This window comes from Actinokineospora alba (assembly GCF_004362515.1).
Classification (GTDB): Bacteria; Actinomycetota; Actinomycetes; order Mycobacteriales; family Pseudonocardiaceae; genus Actinokineospora; species Actinokineospora alba.
In genome coordinates this window covers 6657309-6670533 of the sequence record NZ_SNXU01000001.1, presented here as the reverse complement: position 1 = coordinate 6670533, position 13225 = coordinate 6657309, and the positions used below count along the sequence as shown (strand labels likewise).

Here is a 13225-nt window from a genome sequence, read left to right as displayed (position 1 = left end):
CATGGGACACGGCAAATGGGACGACAACGCCTACGCGGCGGCCCGGACCTTCCGCGCCGCCAAGGGAGTGGACGACTTCGGCTACACCTCCGCGCTGCGGTCGCGGGCCAGGAGCGAGTGGAAGGCCGACCCCGCGCTCGACCCGAAAGGCGTGGTGGCGCGCGAGTGCCGCGACTCGGCCGACCACGCCGACTCCACGCCGATCGCGGTGCTGTTCGACGTCACCGGCTCGATGGGAACGGTGCCGAAGATCATGCAAGGCAAGCTGGGCAGGCTGCACGGCCTGTTGCAGCGCAAGGGCTACCTGGCTGATCCGCAGCTGATGTTCGGCGGCATCGGCGACGCCGACAGTGACCGGGTGCCGCTGCAGGTCGGGCAGTTCGAGTCGGACAACCGGATGGACGAGCAACTGCGCACCATCTTCCTGGAGGGCAACGGCGGCGGGCAGAAGAGCGAGTCCTACGAGCTCGCGGCCTACTTCGTGGCCCGGCACGTGGTGACCGACGCGTGGCAGAAGCGTGGGCGCAAGGGCTACCTGTTCCTGATCGGCGACGAGCTGAACAAGCCGCGGCTGGAGGCGCAGCACATCCGCCGGATCATCGGGGACGACGTGCGGGAGGACATCGACCCGGCGTCGGTATACCGGGAACTTGAACGCAAGTGGCACGTGTACTTCGTGCTGCCCAAGCAGTCGTCGTACTACGACGACCCGGAGATCGCCGACCACTGGCGCGGCCTGCTCGGCCAGAACTTCCTCAAGCTGGACGATCCGGGCGCGGTGTGCGAGTTGATCGCGGCCACCATCGGCATGGAGGAGCGGGTGGTCGACCTGGATCAGGCGATGGTGGACCTGGCCGAGATCGGGTCCGCGGCGGAGAGCGTGTCGGTCGGCAAGGCACTCGTCCACGCGGGCGGCAAGGCGGTGGCCGCGTCGCCCACGCCCCCGCTGCTCGACGGCCCCGACGACGTGACGTTGAACTGATGGACGGGCACCTCATCGTCGTCGGGCTCGGGTTCGGCGACGAAGGCAAGGGAGCGGTGGTCGACGCGCTGTGCCACGAAAGCCCGGTGGTGTCGGTGGTGCGGTTCAACGGTGGCGCGCAAGCCGCGCACAACGTGGTCGTCGGGGACCGCCACCACACGTTCAGCCAGTTCGGGTCCGGCACGCTCTCGGGCGTGCCGACCCACCTCTCCCGGCACGTCCTGGTCGAGCCGATCGCCCTGGCCCGCGAGTCGGAGGAACTGGCGGCGCTGGGCGTCGCCGACCCGCTGCGGCTGCTGTCGATCGACGCTGACGCCCTGCTCACCACGCCGATTCACGTGGCCGCGAACCGGGCGCGGGAGGACGCCCGGGGCCGTGGCCGGCACGGCTCGTGCGGCAAGGGGATCGGCGAGACAGTCTGGTATTCGCTGCTCGCGGGGGCGAGCCCTGGCGATGTGGTGGAGAGCCAGCGGGTGCTCGGTGTCCCCGGTCCGCCGCCGGTGGTGGGCGACTGCGGGCGACCGTCGGTGCTGCGCGCGAAGCTCGACGCGCTGGCCCGCTTCTACGAGCCGCTGATCGGGGCGGGCACCTCGGTGGACGACCTGGTGGCCCTGTACCGGGACTTCGCGGGCGCGGTCCGCGTCACCACCGGCGACGAGGTCGGCAGGCTCGCCGATCGGGGCAGGCTGGTGTTCGAGGGCGCCCAGGGCGTGCTGCTCGACCAGTGGCGCGGATTCCACCCGCACACCACCTGGTCGACGGTGACCCCCGACAACGCCGTCGGCCTGCTCGGGGGCCGCGCGGCCACGGTGATCGGCGTGACGAGGACGTACCAGACCCGCCATGGCGCGGGGCCGTTCCCGACCGAGGACCAGAGCGTGCTGGCCCGGTTCCCGGAGCGGCACAACGGCGCGGGCGAGTACCAGGGATCGTGGCGCGCGGGGCATCTCGACGCCGTGCTGTTGCGCTACGCGGTGGCGGCGTGCGGTGGCGTGGACGCCCTGGCGGTGACGCACCTGGACGTCGACGGGCTCTCCGTGGCCACCTCGTACGACGCGCCGCTCCCGGAATCCGGGCTCACCGAGTTCCTCGCGGACCGCACACCGGAGTTGGTCGCCCTGCCGGACCCGGTGGCGTGGCTCCAGGAGCACCTGGGCGTTCCGGTGGTGGTGACGGGCGCGGGGCCGGACCGCGCCGACTACGCGGTGCGGGCGCCGGTCCACCGGTGAGATGCGGGAGAATCCGCCCGTGATCGAGTCAACCCTCGTGTCGGTGGACGTGCTGGCGTTGCGCTTCGACCCGCACTCCAGAGCGGTCCTGCTCGGGGTCGCTCCCCGCGCGTTCGACCCGTTCGCGGGCGCGATGGCCCTGCCCGGTGTTCTTCTGGGCAAGGGCGAGCGGCTGCGCGACGCGGCCCGGCGCGCGGTGACCGGCAAGCTCGGGGTGCCCTCGGCGGCCATCTCGGCGACGGGTCAGCTGACGACGTTCGACGAGCCCTCCCGAGACCCGCGCGGCCCGACGTTGTCGATCGCGCTGTGGTGCACCTTCGACGTGAGCCGGATGGACGGCGACCGCGCGACGTGGGCTCCGCTCGACGATGTGCCGCCGTTGGCCTTCGACCACGACCGCATCGTCGGCGACTGCCGCCCGATGCTCGCCGACCGGCTGTGGCGGGACGCGGCGTTCACCGCCGGACTGCTGGGCGGCGAGTTCACCACCGCACAGGCACTGGACGTGACCGAGTCCCTCACCGGCGACCGTCCCTATCCGGCCAACCTCAGCCGCACGATGGAGCGGGTGCCCGGCCTGGAACGCACCGAGCGGCACGCCGCCGCGCAACCCAAGGGCGGCAGGCCGCCGCTGGTGTGGCGCTGGAGCCCGTGAGGAAGGCGGCCGCTATTCCTGCTCGATGGCGGGTGAAGCCGTTCGAGCAAGGTCCTTGCGGGCGGCGAGCCAGGTGATGAGCGCGGCGAATGCGAGGTGGCCGCCGATGGTCACGATCATTTCCCGTGGCGTGAACTGGGCGGCGCCTTGCTCGGTGTGAACGCCGCTCGTCAGCTCCACGGAGAGGGCGAGCAGGTTGTTGATCGAGTGGTAGGCGACGGTGGCTTCGAGGCCCCCGGTGCGCAGCGTGATCCAGACCATGGCCAGGGAGAACACGACGAACTCCGCGATGATCATCGGATCGCTGTAGTCGTGGGCGAGGCCGAACAGCGCGGTGGAGATCAGCGCACCGATCCAGGGGGTACGGAACCATGAGGCGAAGGACTGCACGAGCAGACCGCGAAAGACGTACTCCTCCCCGGCGGCCTGAAACACGATGAACGGGAGGTACACGAGCACCGGGACCAGCTTGAGTGGCGTGACGGACGACAGTGCGAGAGTCTCGCCCCTGAGCAGGATGACCGCGACCAGCATCAGTGCCGCGATCAGGAAGCACCAGCCCAGCCACGGCAGGCGAATCCGGCCGAGGACGCTGGAGACAGTGCCGCCGGGACGGCGGTCGACGACTCGCGCGATCAGCATGACGCCGGGGACGAGGGTCACGGCCAGCCCGGCGACCAGGGGCAGCATGCCCCAGGGCAACGACCCCTCCGGCAGATCGAACACCACCTGGAGCACCAGACCGAGCGCCTGGCCGAGCGCAAACACCACGGACACCAGCACCAGTGCGAGCAGGGGTTTCCACCAGCGGTACGCCGCCGTCTTCGCCTGCAGGTGATAGGGCGTGCCGGGCAGTTGTCCGATACGGGTGGCCATGCGGAAATGTATAGGGCAATGCCGATCCCCGCTGCGCGGTCCGGTTGCGGGTATCACTCAAACGAGACTCGTCCACTTGGCGGATTCACCGGAGAGCGCCGTCTTTTCCAGCGAAAACTGTCCGGCTTTGAGCACTGATGCCGGCCTCGCGCCGGAGCATCGCGATGGCGACCGAGCCGACCAGGCGGGTGAACGTCTCGGCCGGGTCGGTCGCGCCGGTGACGGCGTAGCGGGGGCGCAGGACCAGCCGACGACGCCGGTTGCCTGGGCCGAAGTACAGCAGCGGCTCCACCGTGCCGGGTAGTCTGCCGAGCCGGGGAGTCAGTCGGAGGGGGTTCGATGCTCGCAGGCTTGCTGTCGGCGGCCGCCGGCGACCTGTATGACGCGCTGGTGCGTGAGGGCGCCATCTCGCTGGACGATCCGCGGGCGACCGGCGAAGCGATGGCGGAGTTGATCGAGAAGGGCTTCGCGCGGCGCAGCTATCGGGCCGATCCGGACAATCCGGTGATCGCCGCGGTCGAGCCTGCGCACGCCGTCGACAATGCGATTCTCGCTGCCCAGAAGCAGGCGCTCGACCAGCAACGAATGATCGTCGCCGCGCGCGAACAACTCCATTCCCTGCAGGCGGCGTACCGGGCGAACAATGGTGTCGACGATGCCGGCATAGAACTGATCACCGATCCGAAGCGGATCGGTGCCCTTTCCGTCGAACTCTGCCTCTCAGCCCACGAGGAATTCGTTTCCTTCAGCACCGTCCGGTCCCAGAAGCCGCCGGATCCGCGGACCGCGATGACATTTCCGGCCGCCGTGGCCGACCGAGGCGTTGTCCTGCGCGCCGTGTACGAGCGTGCCGCCCTCGGGTTCGACGGCGCCAAAGCGATCGTCGATGCCTGTGTCGATGTCGGCTGGCAACTGCGGGTGGCACCCGAGCTGCCGATGAAGATGGTGATCGCCGACCGGCACACGGCGCTGGTGCCGATCGATCCGAGTGGCAGCACGGGGGCCATGCTGATCCGGACCCCGACCGTGGTCGCCGCCTTGCGGATGCTGTTCGAGCTGGTCTGGGGGCTGGCCGTGCCGGTCGGAGGTCGGGAAGCGGGCAGCCCCAACGGCCTGACCCCGGCTCAGGCCAAGGTGCTCGACCTGCTGGCCACCGGCATGACCGACGGTGCGATCGCCCGGCACCTGGACATCAGCGAGCGCACCGTGCGCAGGCACCTGACGGCGCTACTCGAAGTCCTTCAGGCCGACAATCGAGTGGCCGCGGTCTATGCGGCCACCCGGCTTGGATGGCTGCGGTGACGTGAGGTCACCACTCCCAGGGCTCGCCGCAATCGTTTGACGGATCCGTGCAGGGCGACGGCGGTGGTGGTGGCGGTGGGTGTTCTCCCGCCGACGCGGACAAGTTGGCCGCCACCGTGATCGCCCCAGCCGCGACCAGCGCGGCGAAGGCCGCCGCCACAGTGCGCTTCATTGATGTCTCCCCATGTCGTCGTGCTCGCCGGACCTTAGGACGTCGCCTGCTCGAGGGACAGTGTCGGATCCGGACATCGGCCGGATCCGACCATGATGCCGGTCTCAATGATGACCGGATATGGCCGATGGCCGGTTTCGACACTGGTTGAGCCGGAAATGCCACGCCTAATGTCCCCGTCGGCGCCGACTGTGGGCGCGGCCAAGGGAGAAACCCGAGGCGCATATTTCCTCGCTTAGCTCGAGATCACCTCAGGGGAGAGAAAGTGAAGAAGATCGTTGGTACGGCCATCGCGTCGCTGACCATCGTCGCCGCGGGCATCGGGGGAGCCGCCCCCGCTTCGGCGACCATCGCGCCGTGGGAGGTCGTCGCGAAGACCGCCGGCGGGACGTGGAAGGCCTTCGGCATCTACGAGCACTGGAACGACAAGCTCTGCGTCCGGGTCTACAACTCGGTGTCCAGCGCCTACGCGCGGGTCACCATGAAGGTCATCAGCCTCGGAGACAGCTATTCGTGGACCGACAACGGCGGAGACGACGTGCGGCGGTGTCTGCCGCTTCCCGACCTGTCGGGCGAGAGCATCACGCTCGAAGTGACCCACTTCGCGACCGACGGCTCCACCCTGAAGGACCTCGGTCCGTGCTTCGTCGTCCCCGACGACAGCCCGTTCGGAAACCAGGCCGCTCGGGAGCAACTGTGAACAAGTTCATCACCACTGTGATCATGGCGGCCGGGCTGGTGTCCGCAAGTGTCGCCACCGCCGCGCCGGCATCGGCGGACGACCGCCCGTGGACGCAGCTGATCACCAACGACGCGGGCAAGTGGAAGGCCTACGGCATTCACGAGTACTGGAACGACCAGATCTGCGTCCGCGCGTACAACTCTGTCGCGGGCGCCAAAGCCAAGATCGAACTGCAGGTGATCGGCGGCAACACCTACGTCAAGTACGACGAGGGTGGTGACGAGGCTCGGTCCTGCTTGCCGATTCCCGATCTGGGTGGGAGGGGCGTAGCGCTGAAGATCTTCCACCTACCGGTCTCCGGATCGGTCGTCGGGTCGTTAGGCGTCTGCTATGCCGTTCCGCAGGACTGACCGCGGTTTGGCGCCGAACGGCCGTGCGGCCAGTGGTGCCAGTGGGGGAAACCATGAGTACTGACAGTGATGCGGGCTTTCGCCCGCTGAACTTCGTTTCCGAGCAGCTCGATCCGGCTCTTGATCTTTTCGAGGAAAGCCTGAACCGCCGCTGGCGTGCGGAGGTGGTCGACTACATCTACAAGTGCAACGAGATGAGTGGGTACGTTCTGCCGGGCACCGAAGACCCCGCGCCGGACCATGACGGCAGGTGGGCGTCCCAGATCAAGACGCACACCAGGGGCACCGGCAGCCTCATCGGCAGTTCGAACTCCGACCCCGACGAGTTCTGCACGTACGTGCGATGGGTCAAGAACGGGCAAGAGGGTTCGCTCAGCGACGTCTCCGACCATGGGCCGCCGGGCGGGGGGTTCGGCGATATCAGAAACACCGATGATCCGTCGGATTTCGAGTACGACTCCTGCCCGATCGGCAACCAGGTGTTCCGGGAAATCGAGGAACTCGCCCGCCGGGAACGGGGAAACCTACTCCCGAAGATCCCTCTCTTCGACGCGCACGACTTGGGCGAGATAGAACAGTCGCACGGCTCGCTGGTAAAATTGTGCGCAATTCTCGGGTTGGACCTCGACAACAGCGTCGGCCTTACCGGCCACTCGAATCTGACCGGCATCACCAGTAACGACCTGCAGAAATGGAACGGCGCCGGGACGAATATCGGATGGTGGGCGAATTGGACCGGACTGGTTCCGGGAATCCTCGCCGGCGGCTCCGACAGCGACGCGTTCTTCCAGTCGACCACGCCCACGCTCCACTACCATGCCCAGATCGCCGGGAGCCTCGCGAATCTGCTGAATGTCCGCGCCACCATCGTCCTGAACACTCGCAAGAACGTGGTGAACGCCGTCACGTCGGCGGCAGGCAGACTCGACCAGTTCGAGTTCCAGGACACGACCTCGGAATCCAGCTCGATTTTCGCGGTGGTGGCCGCGGGCAGCCTGCTTCTAGCCCTGTATCCGCCTGCCGGTGTCGCCGCGGCGAGCCTGTCCATCGCCGCGTTCCTGGGCGACGGCATGATGGACAAGGCCAGCAGTGACTTGGCGTACCAGCAATCACGCGAAGGAATCATCGCCGACCTTCATGCGGAAGTCGACCAGATTAATGACATCCTGTACGACGACGAATTGAAGTACACCTCTTTCGTCGCCACGCTGGAGAGTGACATTCTTGGGTTGAAAGCTTCGCACCGGGCCCTGTACGACTTTACCCAAAACAATCCACGCGGGGCGAAGGGTGCGAAGGGGTTCGAAATTGACCCGGAGCATACGTTGGAGATCGCGCGGCATTGCTTCAGAGCCGCCGAAGAGTACGAGTCCACAATCAGCGCCCTGGTGGGATCGGATCCGGCCGACGCCCACCTGCGAAACGCCGATGGTGTGCAGACCTGGGCGGACGCGCAGGTGGCCGAGATCAGGGAGGTCCTCCTTGGTTATCTCAGGACGACGATTGCGCGCTACCACGAGGCGGGCTTGCAGACGAAGGACGGGATCGACAGGACGTATCGAACGGACCGTGCGATAGCCGACAACTGGGCGGCCTACGAAGCGCAACTTGAAGCGGGCCAGGCGCGGGAGCGCAAGGGCGGGGAGAATCCCTACAGCCCGGACAAACCCGATTTCAATGGCAGCGAGGAGGGCACTGGCGGCCGGTCCGACCAGCAGGTGGAACAGCCGGACGATCAGCAGCTCGCACCCGATGTGGTCAATCCCGGCAGGAACTGACGCGGGAGATGGCTGTTACTCGGGCTCGCTCGCGCGGGGAGTGGTCGCGGTCCAGGCGGCCACTTGTGCGCGGTTGTGGAAGCCGAGTTTGGTCAGGATGTGGTCGACGTGGGTTTCGGCGGTGCGCTGGGAGATGAACAGCTTCGCGGCGATGTCCTTGTTCGTGAGGCCTTCGGCGATGAGGTCGGCGATCTCGGTCTCCCGCTTCGTCAGCGGCTTTCCCGAGCGCGTCGTCGACTCTGTGGTCGTCGGTTCCTCCAAGGCGTGGCGTACGGCTTCGGGTTTGGGCAGGGCCCGGCCGCGGGCCCGCTCCGCATCCGACGCCGCGTCGCCGAGGGCGTTGCGGGACGCGTCGATTCGTTGTCTGCGTTCGGTTCCGAACATGCCGAAGCGATCGGGGTCGGCGGCCAGGGCGTCCCACATGGCGTCGGAGACGCCGATCAGGGTCATGGCTCGGGTGTACCGGCTCTTGCGCATGGCGGTGCCGGACAGGATGGTCACCAGGAATGCCTCGGCGAGCCGGTTGCTGATCAACTGGGTCAGCCGCAGCCCCTGCTTGGCGCAGAGCTCGGCTTCGTCGTTGTCCCCGTAGAGCAATTCGACCGCGCTCAGCGCCCACAGCGCCCACGAGCGCCAGAAGATCTCGCCGATCTCCTCGCACTCCGCGATCGTCTTCCGCAGCCGGCTCCGTCCTTGGTCGACTTCGCCGCTCACCGCGGTGGCGAGCCCGAAGGTGAACGACGCGTACAAACCGCCGATCCGCTCCTGGTGCGCGTCGAACGCCGTGAGCGCTTGGGCGAAGAGATCCCTGGATCGCGCCTCGTTGCCGGTGAACAGCGCGGCCATGCCCCAGACCAGCGTCACATGGGCGTCCTGCACCTCGTCTCCGGTCTCGGCCACCAGGTCACCGGCTTTGACCAGTTGGGCGACACCACCTTCGGTGTCGCCCTGCAGCAGGGCGAACCACCCGTCCAGCCGGTACGCGGCGACCCGCTCGGGTGCTCGCGGTGGGGCGGCGGCATCCGCGCGTTCCAGCCACAGCCGGGCCTCGGTCAGTGCGCCCCGGATACCCCAGTAGAGGTCGACGCGGGTGATCATCTCCAGCGCGACGGTGGCCTCGCCGGGTTCGGTGACGCAGTAGTCCAACGCGACCCGCAGGTTGGCGTGCTCGGCCCGCAGCCGGGCCACCCACGCCACCTGGTCGCGCCCGATCCACTCGGCGTGCCAGCGCGCGGTCAGCTCGGCGTAGAAGTCGCGGTGCAGCCGGGCCACCCGCGGCCGGTCGCCGGACCGTTCGAGCAGGTCATGGCCGTATTCCCGAAGGGTTTCCAGCATCCGGTAGCGGGCCTGTCCATCCTGGTCCTCCCGGCTGAGGATCGACTTGTCCAGCAGCGAGTGGATCAGGTCGAGCACCTCACTGTCCTCGACCCCGTCGCCGCCGCACACCTGCTCGGCGGCCGTCAGGTCGAATGACCCGGAGAACACCGAGGCCCGCGCCCACACGAGTTGTTCGGCCGGTGAGCACAGTTGGTGGCTCCAGTCGATCAGCGTGCGCAGCGTCTGCTGACGTCGCGGGGCGGTCCGGCGGCCGCCGGTGAGCAGCCGCATCTTGTGCGACAGGCGCTCGGTTATCTGCGACAGCGACAGCGACCGCAGCCGGACTGCGGCCAGTTCGATCGCCAGTGGCAGGCCCTCCAACTCGCGACAGAGCTGGGCGACGTCGCGATAGTTGTCCTCGGTGATGGTGAACGAGGGCAACACCGCGACCGCCCGGTCGACGAACAGCCGCACGGCATCGGATTCGGCCACCCGCTCGGCTGAGTGCGCCCGGTCCGGCTCCGGCGGCAGCGGCAGCGGCGGCACCTGGATGAGGTGCTCACCCGCGACGCCGAGAGACTGCCTGCTCGTCGCGAGCACCACCAGCTGCGGGCAGGCCGCGATCAGCGCGGAGACGAGATCCGCGCAGGCGCTGATCAGGTGCTCGCAGTTGTCCAGCAGCAACAGCATCCGCATGCCGCGCAGGTGCTCGATCAGCACGTCCACGGTCGGGCGCGACGACTGGTCGTGCAGCCCGAGTCGCCCGGCGACCGTGCTGGCCAGTAGTTGCGCGTCGCGCAGCTCGGCGAGCTCGACGAGGACGACCCCGTCAGGAAAGCGAGCCTCCTCCCTCGCCGCGATCCGCCCGGCCAGGCGGGTTTTGCCCACCCCGCCCGGCCCGACGAGGGTGACCAGCGGCCCGGCCGCCAGCAGCCGCTGGGCCAGGACCAGCTCGTCATCGCGGCCGATGTAGCTCGTGCGATCCTGCCCGGTCACCATCACCGGCCTAGAGTGCCCCACTCCCCGCGCGCGGACAAACGGCGAAAGATCTTCAGGCTTGGCCGGGATGGATGGGTTGTCAGCTGCCGCAGACTCCGCGAGTCGCCCGGTGTGCATTCGCTGCTAAACCCCCATTCCGGGGTCATGCGGGCTCGGTCGGCAGGTGCACTGTCGCCCAGGCGGTGAACGCGGGAACGGTCACCTCCACATAGTCGCCGTCGCGGGTGGCTGTGGCCGCGCGCAGGGCCGGGCCGGCCTCTGGGGAGCCGAACAGCGCGCGTGCGACTGGCCACCGGACCCGCAGCCGCACACCGTCCAGCGGTCCGCCGACCGACTTGGCGCGGTTCCACTCCACTTCGGACTGTCCGCCCAGGTCGATCAGGTGCACCGTGAGCCCCCGCCCGCTGCGCCGCACGATCACCCAGAGGTGTCCTGGCAGCGGGTCCGCGCTCACCGGCACGTCCGCCGACACCGCCAGTTCGTCGTTCTCCTCGCTCGCCAGATACGACCGGGTGACTTCGTGCGACTCCGGGTCGTACAGCAGATCCCCTTGCGCCACAGCGAAGTCGAAGTACCGGCGCAGTACGAGCTGGGAGTCCGCGTCGACTCGGACGAACTTCGGGTAGTAGGCGTGCACCAGCACGCCGTCGCCCTCGCCGCACAGCAGGTAGTGGCCGCCGTGGGCGAAGACGGTCGCCAGCGACAGGCGTGCGGCCCACGCCGCCTCCGCCGCCGGGGCCACGGCGAACGGGACGAGGTAGGCCGCCAGGATGGTCGGCAGGCCGGGAGCGAGCGTCCGCGCCCGCTGGATCAGGCCGACCAGGTGGCTGTACTCGAGGTGCGGATCCCACACCTCGATGTAGCACGCGTCCTGCGGGGTGGTCCCGGTCGCGAACGTCGGGTAGTCGTTGACGTTGTTGACGATCAGCGTCGACGACGGCAGCTCGTCGCGCACCGCGCGCACGAAGGGCGGGAACTGCTCGGCGAGGTCGACGGCCGTCCCCGTGGCGTCCCAGGCGATCTTCGGGGTGCCGTAGGTGTCCAGGTGCAGGCCCGCGAAGCCCAGCCGGTCGACCGCCGCGCGGTACTCGGCGACGATGTGCGGCGTCCAGGGCCCGGAGAGATCGGCGATATACAACAGGTCCGCCAGCATCCGGGGGGAGCCGTCGGCGTGGTAGAGCAGCTGTTCGGGTTGCCGTGCCGCGTATTCCTTGCCCACGCCGTAGGTCGCCGCGTAGGCCATCGGCAGCGCGCCCGCGGCCCGCACCCGTGAGACCAGGTCGGCGGTCGTCCGGTGCGACTTGGGGCTGTCGCAGGCGTCGGTGAACTCGTCCTCGGTGCCGAGCAGGTCGGCGTGCCGGTACATCCAGTCGTAGAACTGGACGATGTTCAGGTGCAGCCGCAGCACGCCCAGCACGGCGTCCTCGGCGTCGGCGCGGCCGGGGGAGAAGTCGGTGAGGAACCCGTATCGGGGCCGCAGCATCGGCGTGGCCAGCACGTCGAACGCGGTGCTCGCGTCCCCGGCGGTCACCGCGTAGCCGCCGTCATCGAACACCCCCAGCTCCACAGTGGATATTCCGGCGGGTACCGAAGCGGTCGACGAGGCGACCTGCTCTCCGAGTCGGGTCACCACGACCTCAAGGGTCGCCGCGACCCCGGATGAAACCGCCAGCGAAACCTGCCTGCCGGAGGTGAAGGTCGCCTGAGTGGGCCAGATCTCCATGCTCACCCCTCGTCCAGAGCATGGACCAGCACCAGGTACATGGCGTGCGACCACAGCAGCGGAGTCGCGACCGGACCCCACCGGTCCACCCACTCCGCGACCCGCTCGGGCGCCTGCGGGTCGGTGATCACCTGCTCCGGCAGGTGGCCCGACTCGACGGTCTGCCGCTCGACCCACGCCAGCAGCCGGGCCGCGGACTCCCGATCGCCCGACGCGGCGTGGAACCAGCCGAGCCACGCGGTGAGCAGCACCCACTCGCCGCCGCCGTAGAACGTGTCGCCCAGGTACCGCCGGGTGCCGCCGGACGGCCCGGTCAGCTCCGCGGCCACCCGCGCCGCCGTGCGGGCCATCACCGGGTCGTCGACCGGCACCACCCCGAACGGCAGCGCCAGCCACAGCAGGCTGGCGTCCACGGCGGAGCTGCCCACGTGCTTGACGAACGACCCGTCCCGGACGTGCTGGGCGTGCAGCAGCTCCCGCAGTTCCGCCGCCCGACGCACCGCGATCTCATCGCCGAACGCCTCCAGCCCGGCGATCACCGCGCCCAGTGTCGCGGTGTGGCGCAGGTCGCCGAACTCCTCCCAGCAGTCGTAGCAGGCGAGATGGCCCGCGGCGCACAGGTACCGGGTGACCAGCTCCGCGGCCTGCCGGACCCGCTCGCCGAGGACCCCGCCCCGGTGGGCGTGGTCGGCGAGCACCCACAGCCAGGTGCCGTACCCGTCGAGCTGGAAGTTCGGCCAGACCTCGTCGGCGGTCCCCTCGGCCTCGATCTCGCCCGCCAGGGTGTACCGGGTGGGCGGCATGTGGTCGGCGGAGCCGTATTCCCGCCTGATCGCCGCGCGGAACCGGTCCTCGTGGTCGAGCACGGTGTTCGCGACGAACCGGTGGAACGCGGCGGCGCTGTCCTGCTCGCCGTGCAACTCCATGGCGTAGGCGCAGAAAGCCCCGTCCCGCAGCCAGGCGAACCCGTAGGTCGGGTAGGTCGGGCAGGCGACGTAGCCGCCGCCCGGGTGTTGGCCGTCGCGGATCACCCTGATGCTGGAGGCGACCAGGTCGGCGGCGGTGTGAGAGTGCTCCCCAAGAGCGGTCATGGTGTGGTC

Annotated in this window: 12 protein-coding genes; 7 read left to right on the top strand and 5 right to left on the bottom strand. The window is 68.9% G+C overall.

Features of this window, described 5'->3' with window-relative positions:
- Position 1: 1 nt before the first annotated feature.
- From C8E96_RS30045 to C8E96_RS30035, 3 genes are read left to right on the top strand one after another with little or no spacing between them, the layout of a single operon-like run.
- Positions 2–982, top strand: a complete 981-nt coding sequence (locus C8E96_RS30045; RefSeq protein WP_091377336.1) for a hypothetical protein — start codon at positions 2–4, stop codon at positions 980–982.
- Positions 982–2211, top strand: a complete 1230-nt coding sequence (locus C8E96_RS30040) for an adenylosuccinate synthetase (RefSeq protein WP_091377339.1) — start codon at positions 982–984, stop codon at positions 2209–2211. Before C8E96_RS30045 ends, C8E96_RS30040 begins: the two co-directional genes overlap by 1 nt.
- Before the next feature lie 19 nt (positions 2212–2230).
- A complete protein-coding gene (locus tag C8E96_RS30035; RefSeq protein WP_091377341.1) occupies positions 2231–2866 on the top strand; it encodes an NUDIX domain-containing protein in 636 nt (211 codons plus the stop codon).
- A 12-nt stretch (positions 2867–2878) separates the two neighbouring features.
- Here the strand turns inward: C8E96_RS30035 and C8E96_RS30030 are convergent, their stop codons facing one another.
- Together C8E96_RS30030 and C8E96_RS34290 are read right to left on the bottom strand one after the other, a co-directional pair.
- Positions 2879–3742 (bottom strand): CPBP family intramembrane glutamic endopeptidase, encoded by an 864-nt coding sequence (locus tag C8E96_RS30030; protein ID WP_091377345.1) that lies wholly within the window; start codon positions 3740–3742, stop codon positions 2879–2881.
- An 85-nt stretch (positions 3743–3827) separates the two neighbouring features.
- Positions 3828–4034, bottom strand: coding sequence for a hypothetical protein (locus C8E96_RS34290; RefSeq protein WP_091377348.1), 207 nt, complete (start codon positions 4032–4034; stop codon positions 3828–3830).
- A gap of 47 nt (positions 4035–4081) precedes the next feature.
- Here C8E96_RS34290 and C8E96_RS30020 point away from each other — a divergent pair, with 47 nt between their 5' ends.
- The 4 genes from C8E96_RS30020 (at position 4082) to C8E96_RS30005 (ending at position 8086) form a co-directional block, all read left to right on the top strand.
- Complete coding sequence (locus C8E96_RS30020; protein WP_091377350.1) at positions 4082–5044, top strand: LuxR C-terminal-related transcriptional regulator; 963 nt, start codon at positions 4082–4084, stop codon at positions 5042–5044.
- 437 nt (positions 5045–5481) lie between these two features.
- A complete protein-coding gene (locus C8E96_RS30015) occupies positions 5482–5916 on the top strand; it encodes a hypothetical protein (RefSeq protein WP_091377353.1) in 435 nt (144 codons plus the stop codon).
- On the top strand, positions 5913–6308 hold the full coding sequence (locus C8E96_RS30010) for a hypothetical protein (RefSeq protein ID WP_091377355.1): 396 nt from the start codon (positions 5913–5915) through the stop codon (positions 6306–6308). The genes C8E96_RS30015 and C8E96_RS30010 overlap by 4 nt, the downstream gene beginning before the upstream one ends.
- Positions 6309–6361: 53 nt before the next feature.
- A complete protein-coding gene (locus C8E96_RS30005; RefSeq protein ID WP_133794892.1) occupies positions 6362–8086 on the top strand; it encodes a hypothetical protein in 1725 nt (574 codons plus the stop codon).
- A gap of 15 nt (positions 8087–8101) precedes the next feature.
- Here C8E96_RS30005 and C8E96_RS30000 read toward each other — a convergent pair whose 3' ends face one another.
- The 3 genes from C8E96_RS30000 to C8E96_RS29990 form a co-directional block, all read right to left on the bottom strand.
- Positions 8102–10399 (bottom strand): ATP-binding protein, encoded by a 2298-nt coding sequence (locus C8E96_RS30000; RefSeq protein WP_228769993.1) that lies wholly within the window; start codon positions 10397–10399, stop codon positions 8102–8104.
- Between the two features lie 145 nt (positions 10400–10544).
- Entirely contained in the window at positions 10545–12125 is a 1581-nt protein-coding gene (locus C8E96_RS29995; protein WP_091377364.1) for a glycoside hydrolase family 66 protein, read from the bottom strand.
- 2 nt (positions 12126–12127) lie between these two features.
- Positions 12128–13216, bottom strand: coding sequence for a glycoside hydrolase family 15 protein (locus C8E96_RS29990; RefSeq protein WP_091377368.1), 1089 nt, complete (start codon positions 13214–13216; stop codon positions 12128–12130).
- Between the last annotated feature and the right edge of the window lie 9 nt (positions 13217–13225).